We start from the raw sequence: 10,886 nt of genomic DNA, 5'->3' as shown, positions 1-10,886 counted from the left end.
CGATACATGATGCTTGCAGTAGAAAATCGCGAATCAGAAGATTCTCGAACTTTAGGCGAGTTGTTTGCATACTTCATGGATGAGGTGGCCGATGTAACATTCATCTATGCTTTTAACATCATTATGGAGATTTTCTCAAACATGATGATAGAAGAATTTGATCTCGATGAAGAAAAAATATCTTTAATGATAGACAAGTTTGTATCTGCACTTACACCATCCATGCAACGTCATCTTCAGGCAGCATGATTGGTACTTAATTGCCAATTTTTATTGAATTATCAAGGTTCAACCGCAGTTTTGTAACTGCGAAGTTTCAGTTAAGAAATTAGTTTTCTATAGAAATCAAGATCCAATCTGGAGGAACGTACAGATGAAAGTTTTAGTATGCAAAGCCTGTGGAGGAAACGATTTTGTCAGAGAAGACGGCTTTTATGTATGCCGGCATTGTGGTTGTAAGTACACGTCCCATGAAGTAAATCAGGCAGTTGTTGAGCCCCTTTTGGGTCTAGTTCTCAGGATAATAGCAAAATATATCAACGGGTATGATAGTGATGGGAACTATAGAGGGATAAGCGAAGCTGAGTATGTTGAAGGAAATAAATACATGGATCAGATAGAAGCAGTGGACCCTGGAAACTGGAAAATGTGGTTTTATAAGGGGATTCTGGAGGAAATAAGATATCCTACGCTTTACCAACAGGATGTGGTTTCTTCATTTTACTGTTTTGAAAATTCCATTCAGTTTGCTGATGACCTTATAACCTGCGAACAGATTCTCCCTGTTATAGACAGATTAAAGTATCACCTGATTGATATTTACATTAAAAACGAAGGCTCATTGTGGAGCTATCATGACTATTATCCTGTGTTCCTGAAGGAATTTTGGTCGTTTTATTCAAGGTATGATATAGCCCGTGCATATGCCAAGAAGACATCTGATGAATGGGATAGCCTGATGACAATCGTTGAGAAAAGGCAGCTTATTAATGCCCAAAGGGCCAGGAAAGAAAAAGTTAAAGCTTTGGAAAAAGATCTTATATCCATAAACAGATATAAGAACCGTATGATCAGATATATAGCTGAAAAGCGTCTATATCCCATGAGGGAGGCTTATCTCCAAAAGAAGTTAAATGGATGCTGGTTCTTTGAAACGGAAAAAAGAGCGGATCTGAAAAGAATACTGAGAGATCTTAAAGAGAACGCAATAAGTGCAGAGGACTCAGCGAACAGGGTTAAAACCAAGGCTTATTTCTTGATGAAAAAGAATGTTGAGTCCCCGCCTGCCAGGGATATTTGGGAAGAAACCTTTGTGAGGCTGGTAAGTGAATATGTGGAAAAATGTTATATACAGAAGGATATGCCCAGCCAGGAGGACAAAGAGGCTCTTAATGCAAGGCTTTTTCCAATAGGTTTTGGTATTGATTATTATGATCTGACCTAAGCTAATACAACATGCTTCTGGGGGTGTTATAGATTTGAGAAGTATTCACAATAAGGAAGGGTGATTATTATGATATGTTCATTATGCGGAAAAGATAATAAAAATGAAGCTGAGAAATGCATAGACTGTGGGTTTGAACTTGATAAAGCCTTTACAAGACGTGTAGCGGTTAACAAAGCTGTTCTTAAATCCATTCAGGAAGAGGTTATGAAATACAGGTGCGCCATTGATAATTTGGTCGATAGAGCAGTACAGCAAAGTACAGGATATTCCGGATTTAACAATATGATTTAAGGTTGAAGGTGATTATTCTTAAGGAAACAAAATATGAATTAGCACAAAGATGAAGGAGAAATGGATTATGAACAAACCTGCAAATATTCTGTATGTCCACGGCTATTTAGGAAGTGGCAACGGTCATTCCAGTGAAATGCTTCGAGGAGAGTTTAAAGCACGTGGGATCCACGCTAATATAGAAGCACCACAATTTCCTGTAACAGAACCAGAGGTAATGCATAAGATGCTATATACCCTTATTGAAAATAACCATTATGATTATGTTGTTGCATCATCCCTTGGAGCATTTTATGTGATGCAAATTCCTGAGATAAAAAAGATTCTTATAAATCCAGCAATCCCTGATAATCTAAGAATAATCAAAGAATCAGACAGTGACAGTAATCCAATGCTTACTTCTTCATTTTTAGACCATATTGAAACTGAAAAAGAGTTTTTCTTTTCAGATAAGTTTAATGTTAGTTTTATGCAGGAAACGTACCTGATATATGGTACAAGGGATAATATAGCTCCAAACGAAAAGTTATTTAAACAGTACTATGATGATGAATCGATGATATCTCATGTTGATATGGAACATAAACTGAATAGAAAAGGAGCCGCTGTAGTGGTAGAACTTATATGTAAAGGAAACTATCAGGAAGAAAAAGACTTCTTATTCAGAAAAGAAACCTCCTCGATAAACTGGCATACGAACTGGTGAAGAAGACCACGTTGATTCATTCGGATGTTAAGGAGATATTGACTGATCTTCCAAAAGAGAGGTCAGAATACGCGAACTGATTTTGGGAAATAATACGAGGATTAATATTATGGATAATGTAAAAAGCGGAGTGTTCTGGATCATTGAGGATTCATTATTTGCAGTTCCGTTTGAGAAGGACGTAGTATTCGGAGTTGCAAAGTCTGGCAATAATTATAACCATAGGCTGGTATGGGTTTAAGTTAAGCCAAAGAAGTGCAACAAGCCTTTTGATTACTACCCCAGAGGACGCTTGGAAAACAATTCAAGAGGCAAAACAATTATATACATGAGCCCACACATAGATGAAAAGCATCTTCCAGAAATTATGGAAAAGTTTGGTATTACTGAAACTCCAAGAATTCATTATGACGGAAGTGAGCATTATAAGTGCTACCTGGATCAGGATTAAGTTAACACTATGATAAATAGCAAAAGGGCGATGTGCTAAAAAAGGCACATCGTTTTTTTCTATCATGTAATTGAAAGAAAACAAAAGTCAGTGAATAATGAGAGAGACAGGCATATGAATAGTGTTTTTTTCTACAATGAAGTATATAAAAATATCCTGGATGTACCAAAGGATGACCGACATGAACTGGATATGCGACTTTCAGAAGCTGTGAGCCAGGTGACAGAATTATCATATATTGCAAGAAACCAGGGATTGCTGGCCTTGGAAGAAGCATGTATGTCTATTCCTGATAAAGGCATTATTAAGCATTTCGGAAAGATGATGGCATATATAGTTGATGGAACTGAGCCTTCTATTATAGAAGAAATCTTTACTTTAAGGTATTTTTCAAATGGTTTTGCAGCGGCAGATGCTCTGGAGTACCTTCTGTATCTGAATGGTGTTCTTTCCATGCAGGCAGGTGATAATCCCCGCATTATTGAAGAAAAACTCATGCAGTTTCTTTCTGAGGAAGGCGAGGAAGCCTACAGGAAGAACGTCATTGAAAAGCGGGATATATTATAAGGGCTACCAATACAGGTTTTGTACTTTTAAAATAAATTGTGCAAATGGTAATTTGTTCAAAAGACCGATAAAATCAAGCTTTAAGAGCGATGTGCTAAAAAATGTACATCTCTTTTTTTATTATTATAAAGAGAAATTTTTCCGGGTGGACATATTAAGTCCGTCCTGTTTTTTATACTGAAAAGACTAAGCGCTAAATGACAGTTGATAAAAAAATATGAGGTTACCATATCGCAAAGCAGAAAAAGGCCAAAGAAAGCCCACCAGAAGGAAATAAATCTGGATATCGAGAAATTCACCAAATATATAAACAGCCTTATGCCCGGGGAATATGCAGATATAGATGAAATTGTGGATTTATGTACTGATGATAAGCCAGGAAAGCACAGGCAGAAGCCTCATAAAAGGAAAAACTGTTGCTCGATCTGCCAGATAATACACAGGTTGAAAAATGGTGCCGTCATATAGAAGATGCAGAACGATTAAAGCGTAGAAGGAAACACAGAAGATGAACAGACCGTTTTTTACTGCCTTTCCAACGCTGAAAATAGATGATTCTTTGAAAAAGATATTTGAAAAAGTCATCGTGGAGAAGGTTTCAGCTACGAAAAGTAAGGATTTTTTACGCATATACATACGCAGCCAGATGCTTATAGAAAAGCCTGTCATATATCAGATGGAAAAAGCGATCAAAGATCAGATGTTTCCGGATTTCAATATAACAGTAAAGATCTATGAGCGCTTTGAGCTGTCATCACAGTACACAACGCAGAACCTGATGGAGCTTTACCTCGACAGCATAATGCTGGAAATACAAAGGTATGACGCTGTTGAGTATACCCTGCTAAAGAGAGCTGATTTTGACTACCCTGAAGAAAACAAGATAAGGCTCTGCCTTGAGGAATCAGTATCAGGCGGAATCAAGGTCATTTAAGGTCGTAGGGGATAAGATAATGCCCAGTCTTGTGAGCCTTGACAGGCTTGACGAAAAAGTAGCTGACCAGATAGTGGAAGAAGCCAGGATTGGTCCATTCACGTCAAGGGATGATTATAAATCAAGAACCAAATGCCAGCAGGTTGTGGTAAATAACATGAGCAGGCTTGGGCTTCTTGGAAATCTTCCAGAATCCAGCCAGCTGAGTATTTTTGACTTATTTAAACCTGAATAAACAGAGGAATAAACATGAATGAAGATAAACAATTAGAGGATTTGATTCGTGAAAACTGGGATTATATCAAAGAAGAGGTAAAGCAGGAATGTGCCCTTACACCCATTTCGTATTCTACCTGGGTTGAACCACTGACATTTCTTCGGTATGCCAATGAGACAGCGTATATCCTGATTTCTCAGGACAACGCTATGGCCCTTGATTATGTAAAAAGACGTTTCATGAACTTTTTCATTGTAGCCATCTCTGAAATAACGGGGCTGGATCGGCTTACTGTGGAATTCTCATTGCAAAACGATCAAAGCAAAGTAGAAGAAAAGATAGAAGCAGAAAAAGAGCGTACATCCAGACTTATTACAAAGTTCAATTCCAAATTCACGTTTGAAAACTTTGTAGTTGGTGACAGCAACAGATTTGCGTACAGCGCTGCAGTAGCCGTCGCAGAAAACCCCGGGACAGTGTATAACCCGCTTTTTCTTTATGGCAAGGCAGGACTTGGAAAAACGCATCTATTGCAGGCAATCGGAGACTATATCTGCCGTAACAACGATGACAAGAATGTCCTTTATGTCACATCGGAGGATTTTCTTAATGAGGTAGTCCAGAACGTCCACAGAGGGCAGGGAGGAAGCAAGATTGATGGTGCCAGGATGCTCCATGAAAAATACAGGACCGTGGACGTGTTGATGATAGATGATATCCAGTTCCTTATAGGAAAGGATTCAACACAGCTTGAGTTTTTCCATACGTTTAATGCCCTGTATCAGGAAGGAAAGCAGATCGTTTTATCCGCTGACAGACATCCAAAGGAAATAAAAGAACTTGATGACAGGATAAGGTCACGCTTCCAGATGGGGCTAACTTCAGATATCCAGCTCCCAGACTACGAGACCCGAATGGCAATTTTAATGAGATTGCATGAAGGGAAAATCCTGGACATAGATTCCAAGGTTTTCGATTATATCGCAGAGGGCGTCGTTTCCAATATAAGAGAGCTGGAAGGAGCATACACAAAGATCGTTGCCTATTCAAAACTGAATAAGCTAGATCATATCGGAATGGAAGAAGCCATGATAGCCCTTAAGGACGACATTGCCAATGGCAGGGCAAGAGACATATCCCCTACGAAGATAATCAGTACAGTGGCAGAGCAGTATGGCGTAAAAATAGATGACCTTATGTCAAAGAAAAGAAGCAATGACATAGTCCTTCCCAGACAGCTCTCTATGTACCTGATCCGAGAATATACAGATACGACGCTAGAAGGGATTGGCAAGGAACTTGGAAACAGGGATCACTCTACGGTAAAGAGCAGTATCGATAAAATAACAGAGCTTTTGTCTGTTGATGAAGATCTCAACAGGCATATTGAAATCATCTGTATGAAGCTAAATCTGGATAAAAGGTAATGACCATGAATGTTAGTAAAACCTATACATTTGAAAATTTTAATGTTGATCGAAGGAATTCTTTTGCACATTTTGCGGCGGTAGAAGCATCAAATTCAGAGAAGCCCCTTTATAACCCTATATTCATTTATGGTCCCAGATATGAAGGTAAGACGCATCTGTTAATGGCTATCGAGAACCGTATAAAAACAGAACATCCTGAGAAATCAGTGCTTTATGCAGACGCTGAGGATTTCTACAATGAGATGATTTCTGCGATAAAAGAGTCTGCTTCAGATTATGAGAGATTAAAGGTCATAAGAAAGATTTACCGTGACGTGGATGTGCTCATTGTTGACAACATTGAATTCTTCATGGATAAGGAACGCACCATCACAGAGTTTTTCTTTACATTCGAAGACCTATATCTTAAAGGGAAACAGATAGTATTATCCGCAGACAGAAAGCCGACAGAGCTTGGCGATCTAGATGACTGCTTCGGTAAACGTCTTGAAATGGGACTTGTAGTAAGCATGGGACATTAAATGAAGATAAAAAGAGGAGCGCAGGTATGGACAATAATACAATAAGGAAACTTCCACATAATATAAGCGCGGAACAGTCAGTAGTTGGCGCAATGATGATAGACGGTGATTCAATTCAGGTTGCCTCAGACATACTATTTTCAGAGGATTTTTACGACAAAAGACTGGGACTCCTTTTTGAAGCAATGGTTGAACTACACCAGGAAAAGATACCTGTTGATGAAGTAACACTTCAAAATCGCCTAAAGAGTAAGAATGCACCACCGCAGGTCTATGACGCTGAATATATCCTTGGAATAGCGCAGTCAGTCCCATATTCGGGAAATGTAAAGTACTATGCGAATATAGTCAAGGACAAAAGCAAACTAAGGCAGCTCATCCACTCATGTGAAGGGATTATCGATAACTGTTATAGCGAGGAAGGTGATGTTCCGGAAATCATGCATGACTCCGAGAAGGAAATATATAGAGTAGCTCAGTATGGTAACTCTGCAGAATACGAGCCCATAAGCCACATAGTCATGAAGGTGTTAAATAATGTTGAAGAAGCCTGCAATTTGTCAGGCTATGTGAAAGGACTTGCGACCGGATTTACTGAACTCGATTACATGACTTCTGGGCTGCAAAATTCGGACTTTATCCTGATAGCAGCTAGACCTTCTATGGGAAAAACTGCTTTTGTACTCAATGTGGCGCAGCATATGGCATTCAAAATGGATTATACGGTTGCCATCTTTTCACTGGAGATGCCAAGAGAACAGCTTGTAAGTAGACTCATGTCAATGGAATCTCGTGTGGATTCCCAGCATATGAGAAAAGGTGAGATGTCTGATACTGACTGGGAAAACCTTATTGAGGGTGCTGATGTGGTTGGAAGATCACATCTTATTATTGATGATACTCCCGGGATATCGATACAGGAGCTTCAGTCTAAATGCAGAAAATATAAATCGGAAGATAATCTTCAGATCATAATGATTGATTACCTGCAGCTTATGAACAATGGGAAAAAGAAAAGTAACGACAACAGACAGCAGGAGATATCTGACATATCAAGAGCACTAAAATCTCTTGCCCGTGAACTGGATGTGCCCGTAGTAGCACTTTCCCAGCTATCAAGAGCCGTTGAGCAAAGGCCGGACCACAGACCTATGCTGTCTGACCTAAGAGAATCCGGCGCTATAGAGCAGGATGCTGATGTAGCGATGTTCATTTACCGCGATGACTATTATAACAAGGACTCCGAAGACAGAGGTGTATCAGAAATCATTATAGCAAAGCAGAGGAATGGCCCTATCGGAACTGTAAAGTTGAAATGGTTACCGGAATTTACAAAGTTTGCCAATCTGGAGCGCCCAAAAGAAAATTAAAAATCTATGCAAGATGAACCAATAATGTCTATAACGCACTTATCTGCACATAGCTTATTTTATAAACAATATATAAAGATTTGTTAGATTTGATAGAAGTACTGAAATATAAGGGTGTAAAATCGTGATAGGATAAGTTTCTTCTATATTTGAATGCATTTTGTACTTGACGGATTCTAAGGAGTATGCCAAATGACCAAGCAGGAATTTATACAAAAATGTAATGAATGTTACGAGAAGGCTTTTAATACTGATGTTAATGAGGGCTTTGAAAAGAGTAGTGTTTTCTCTTTAAGCATAAGAGCAATCAAAAAATGCCTTGATGGACTTGAAGATAGTGATTACTCATGTGACGATTGTGTGCGAATACTTTTGGAATGCCTTGGGGTTTGTAAACAGCGGGTTAAGGATATTCCTATGAACGAAGATCAGGAAAGTCTTCTTGATATGGCTGGACAAATTGAATTATCAAATGGCCTGGATATGCTATATGCAGTGATTGAAGAAGAAACAGGTGATAACGGTTCCTTAAACATAAGAAAGCAGTTACTAAATCTTGTCGGATCTGAACTACTTCCGGAAATTGATGAGTAAAACTCATAGGTGAATATCATGAAAGTTCTGAACGTGGTTATTTAGTAATAGCCGCGTTCTTTTTATGTAAAAAAACCATTAGATATCTTAATGAAAATTTTTCCACAAGGACCAAATGTGTCCATGCCGTTTCCTATACTGTGAATAGAACGAGAAAGAGGTGCGTATATGTATGGAGCAATAATCGGAGATATTGTAGGCTCTCCTTACGAATTTGGAAAAAGAAAAAAGAATAAATTGTTCAGGCTGTTTTGCAGGAAGTCACACTTTACGGATGATACTGCCATGACAGTGGCTATTGCAGATGCGTTACTTCGGTATGGTGAAAATGCTGATGAACAGGAAATGAAAAAGGCATTTCAGGATTCCATGCAGCTGTGGGGTAACAGATACATAAATGCAGGATATGGCGGCTTGTTCTATGAGTGGCTGTTAAGTTCTGATCCAAAGCCTTATGGGAGTTATGGAAATGGCTCAGCCATGAGAGTATCACCAGTAGGTTTCTATTACAGCACACTTGAAAGAACAAGAGAAGTTGCCAGGTGGTCTGCGGAAGTTATGCACAATGACCCTGAGGGAATAAAAGGCGCTGAGGCTACCGCATCGTCTATATGGCTTGCCCGGCACGGAGCAATAAAAGCAGATATAAAAGAATACATTGAAAATGAATTTGGTTATGACCTTACTGAAACCTGTGATGAGATAAGACCGAAATACTGTTTTATATGCACCTGTCAGGGAAGTGTTCCCGAATCAATCCGGGCATTTCTTGATGGAAGAAACTATGTTGACTGCGTACGGACAGCTATATCTCTTGGAGGAGATGCGGACACTATGGGATGCATTACCGGAGGAATAGCGGAAGCATATTACGGGATGCCAAAATGGCTTGTAAATAAGGGAAAGAGGCGACTGCCTAAGGACATGGTAGAGGTGATGGAAAGATTATATTCCAGGAGAGGAGCGTAATGAATATGGGCTTTATGAAATTAAATGTTGAAAATCAGCCGGATAAAAGTCGGAAACAGAGTTCAGTAAATCCAAGGCAGATATGGAAATACAAGAAGCTGTGCCGTGAAGATGAATGTTACAGGATAATCAGAGATTATGCTCAGTTGTCAGAGAGTACACAGCTTAGCTTGAAAGAGTACTCAGCAGATGCAGAAAACTGTTATTCAAACGTTGAAAAGATACTCTGCTCAATCCGGAAGGATATGATATTCCAGCTGGCAGATGTATTCCAGCAAAATATTAGTTATGACGATGCTGAAGATATCATCAGTCTTAATACAGAGATACCTTATGAATTGCAGAAAACAGAGACTGATTCTAAGGAACATGGCACTGTCTATGAGGATACCTATGAAATCGGTGTTTTTACTTTCCAATATCTGGTTGCAGCTGAGAGAGGTCAGTTAACTGATTCCGCTACGATCGTGCCAACGTACAAGAAGAGGACTGGTAGTTGGCTGTTTACAAACATATGATGTGTGAAATATTTTTGAAACGGACATTATATGACCATGCTGTGGTTTAGCATGAAAGTATCATAAACACAGGAAGGTGACAAGATGAGCGAAGAAAAACAGGGCAATAACGTAACCATGTTGTAGTATTTGAAAGGAAGGTCTTATGAAAATAATACGAGTTACTTATCAGAATCCATGGCGAACGGGGCCTCTTTGGAAGATTATGACGCACTTGCCTGCGTATATCACAAAAGAGTTTACTGTAGAGGACAATCAGGATGTTGCCGTTGTACTAATTGAAAATCCAGAAAGAAAAGGACTTAATGGATTTTTTAAATATAAGCATCCGAAATACATACCGACTACGCGAATAATTCAAAAGTAACTCCCTTGAAAAAATAAATAAATAATTTAGCTGCTGGACTTTATTTGTCCACCTGATGTGATATACTTACGTCAGTAACATAGAAATTCAAAGTGCTCACATTGAGCAGAAAGGAGGACGATCATGAAACACATGACGACTACATTTACAACTGAAACTAACAATGACAGAGGCATGATCGTCCGCCGTCTTTTTGGCTGATAGTTCTATCAGTTTACCCATTTTTAGACAGGACAGTTATTAGATGAGCCTCTGAATGATTAGAGGTGTCTTTTAGTACCATAAAAGTGTAGTTGTTAGAGAGTAATTAACTCTGACATCTGCACTTATTTTTTTATAATAAGGGGAGTAATTGGTCTGACGTGGCTCTTTTTGGATCAGCGCATCCGTCACAAAAACCGTTAGCCAACCCCTTATTATAAGCATTCGCTTAAGCAGGTAGGGAGAAACACCCGCGTAACCAACTAAACTGAATGGTAATAAGTGTGGCTGGAGCAATTACTA

General features: G+C 38.9%; 15 protein-coding genes and 1 pseudogene. All 16 read left to right on the top strand.

Annotated features, from left to right (window positions below; all coding sequences use genetic code 11):
- Positions 1 to 249 (top strand): annotated as a pseudogene (locus tag G622_RS26260) (IS4 family transposase); the annotation flags it as partial.
- A 124-nt stretch (positions 250 to 373) separates the two neighbouring features.
- Complete coding sequence (locus G622_RS0119305) at positions 374 to 1,444, top strand: TFIIB-type zinc finger domain-containing protein (protein WP_026512021.1); 1,071 nt, start codon at positions 374 to 376, stop codon at positions 1,442 to 1,444.
- Positions 1,445 to 1,513: 69 nt separating this feature from the next.
- The gene (locus G622_RS0119300) at positions 1,514 to 1,738 is read left to right on the top strand and encodes a hypothetical protein (protein ID WP_026512020.1); all 225 of its coding nucleotides are present in this window, start codon (positions 1,514 to 1,516) and stop codon (positions 1,736 to 1,738) included.
- 67 nt (positions 1,739 to 1,805) lie between these two features.
- Entirely contained in the window at positions 1,806 to 2,444 is a 639-nt protein-coding gene (locus G622_RS0119295; protein WP_026512019.1) for a YqiA/YcfP family alpha/beta fold hydrolase, read from the top strand.
- A 109-nt stretch (positions 2,445 to 2,553) separates the two neighbouring features.
- On the top strand, positions 2,554 to 2,685 hold the full coding sequence (locus tag G622_RS26755; protein ID WP_256374536.1) for a hypothetical protein: 132 nt from the start codon (positions 2,554 to 2,556) through the stop codon (positions 2,683 to 2,685).
- Between the two features lie 51 nt (positions 2,686 to 2,736).
- Complete coding sequence (locus tag G622_RS26010; RefSeq protein WP_155831557.1) at positions 2,737 to 2,895, top strand: hypothetical protein; 159 nt, start codon at positions 2,737 to 2,739, stop codon at positions 2,893 to 2,895.
- Between the two features lie 114 nt (positions 2,896 to 3,009).
- Positions 3,010 to 3,462, top strand: a complete 453-nt coding sequence (locus tag G622_RS0119280) for a hypothetical protein (protein WP_026512018.1) — start codon at positions 3,010 to 3,012, stop codon at positions 3,460 to 3,462.
- 508 nt (positions 3,463 to 3,970) lie between these two features.
- A complete protein-coding gene (locus G622_RS0119270; protein ID WP_026512016.1) occupies positions 3,971 to 4,396 on the top strand; it encodes a PolC-type DNA polymerase III N-terminal domain-containing protein in 426 nt (141 codons plus the stop codon).
- A 19-nt stretch (positions 4,397 to 4,415) separates the two neighbouring features.
- Positions 4,416 to 4,631 carry a hypothetical protein gene (locus G622_RS0119265; protein ID WP_026512015.1) on the top strand — a complete coding sequence of 72 codons (216 nt, stop codon included), beginning with the start codon at positions 4,416 to 4,418 and terminating at the stop codon, positions 4,629 to 4,631.
- 14 nt (positions 4,632 to 4,645) lie between these two features.
- Entirely contained in the window at positions 4,646 to 6,040 is a 1,395-nt protein-coding gene (dnaA, locus tag G622_RS0119260; RefSeq protein ID WP_026512014.1) for a chromosomal replication initiator protein DnaA, read from the top strand.
- Between the two features lie 5 nt (positions 6,041 to 6,045).
- Positions 6,046 to 6,564, top strand: a complete 519-nt coding sequence (locus G622_RS0119255; RefSeq protein ID WP_196814246.1) for a DnaA ATPase domain-containing protein — start codon at positions 6,046 to 6,048, stop codon at positions 6,562 to 6,564.
- A gap of 26 nt (positions 6,565 to 6,590) precedes the next feature.
- Positions 6,591 to 7,934 (top strand): replicative DNA helicase, encoded by a 1,344-nt coding sequence (gene dnaB / locus G622_RS0119250; RefSeq protein WP_026512012.1) that lies wholly within the window; start codon positions 6,591 to 6,593, stop codon positions 7,932 to 7,934.
- A gap of 192 nt (positions 7,935 to 8,126) precedes the next feature.
- Positions 8,127 to 8,528 (top strand): hypothetical protein, encoded by a 402-nt coding sequence (locus G622_RS0119245; protein WP_026512011.1) that lies wholly within the window; start codon positions 8,127 to 8,129, stop codon positions 8,526 to 8,528.
- Positions 8,529 to 8,696: 168 nt separating this feature from the next.
- On the top strand, positions 8,697 to 9,497 hold the full coding sequence (locus G622_RS23830) for an ADP-ribosylglycohydrolase family protein (protein ID WP_044958155.1): 801 nt from the start codon (positions 8,697 to 8,699) through the stop codon (positions 9,495 to 9,497).
- Complete coding sequence (locus G622_RS0119235) at positions 9,497 to 10,015, top strand: hypothetical protein (RefSeq protein ID WP_026512010.1); 519 nt, start codon at positions 9,497 to 9,499, stop codon at positions 10,013 to 10,015. Before G622_RS23830 ends, G622_RS0119235 begins: the two co-directional genes overlap by 1 nt.
- A 145-nt stretch (positions 10,016 to 10,160) precedes the next feature.
- Complete coding sequence (locus tag G622_RS0119230) at positions 10,161 to 10,382, top strand: hypothetical protein (protein WP_026512009.1); 222 nt, start codon at positions 10,161 to 10,163, stop codon at positions 10,380 to 10,382.
- Positions 10,383 to 10,886: the final 504 nt, after the last annotated feature.

Source organism: Butyrivibrio sp. LC3010 (assembly GCF_000424385.1).
Lineage (GTDB): Bacteria > Bacillota > Clostridia > Lachnospirales > Lachnospiraceae > Butyrivibrio.
The sequence above is the reverse complement of the archived record's forward strand: the minus strand, read 5'-3'. Positions and strand labels throughout refer to the sequence as shown.

Bases quoted from the DNA above. Each gene is read 5' to 3' on its own strand.
- G622_RS0119305 (WP_026512021.1), top strand. From the start codon at position 374: ATGAAAGTTTTAGTATGCAAAGCCTGTGGAGGAAACGATTTTGTCAGA.
- G622_RS0119300 (WP_026512020.1), top strand. From the start codon at position 1,514: ATGATATGTTCATTATGCGGAAAAGATAATAAAAATGAAGCTGAGAAA.
- G622_RS0119295 (WP_026512019.1), top strand. From the start codon at position 1,806: ATGAACAAACCTGCAAATATTCTGTATGTCCACGGCTATTTAGGAAGT.
- G622_RS26755 (WP_256374536.1), top strand. From the start codon at position 2,554: ATGGATAATGTAAAAAGCGGAGTGTTCTGGATCATTGAGGATTCATTA.
- G622_RS0119280 (WP_026512018.1), top strand. From the start codon at position 3,010: ATGAATAGTGTTTTTTTCTACAATGAAGTATATAAAAATATCCTGGAT.
- G622_RS0119270 (WP_026512016.1), top strand. From the start codon at position 3,971: ATGAACAGACCGTTTTTTACTGCCTTTCCAACGCTGAAAATAGATGAT.
- G622_RS0119265 (WP_026512015.1), top strand. From the start codon at position 4,416: ATGCCCAGTCTTGTGAGCCTTGACAGGCTTGACGAAAAAGTAGCTGAC.
- dnaA (WP_026512014.1), top strand. From the start codon at position 4,646: ATGAATGAAGATAAACAATTAGAGGATTTGATTCGTGAAAACTGGGAT.
- G622_RS0119255 (WP_196814246.1), top strand. From the start codon at position 6,046: ATGAATGTTAGTAAAACCTATACATTTGAAAATTTTAATGTTGATCGA.
- dnaB (WP_026512012.1), top strand. From the start codon at position 6,591: ATGGACAATAATACAATAAGGAAACTTCCACATAATATAAGCGCGGAA.
- G622_RS0119245 (WP_026512011.1), top strand. From the start codon at position 8,127: ATGACCAAGCAGGAATTTATACAAAAATGTAATGAATGTTACGAGAAG.
- G622_RS23830 (WP_044958155.1), top strand. From the start codon at position 8,697: ATGTATGGAGCAATAATCGGAGATATTGTAGGCTCTCCTTACGAATTT.
- G622_RS0119235 (WP_026512010.1), top strand. From the start codon at position 9,497: ATGAATATGGGCTTTATGAAATTAAATGTTGAAAATCAGCCGGATAAA.
- G622_RS0119230 (WP_026512009.1), top strand. From the start codon at position 10,161: ATGAAAATAATACGAGTTACTTATCAGAATCCATGGCGAACGGGGCCT.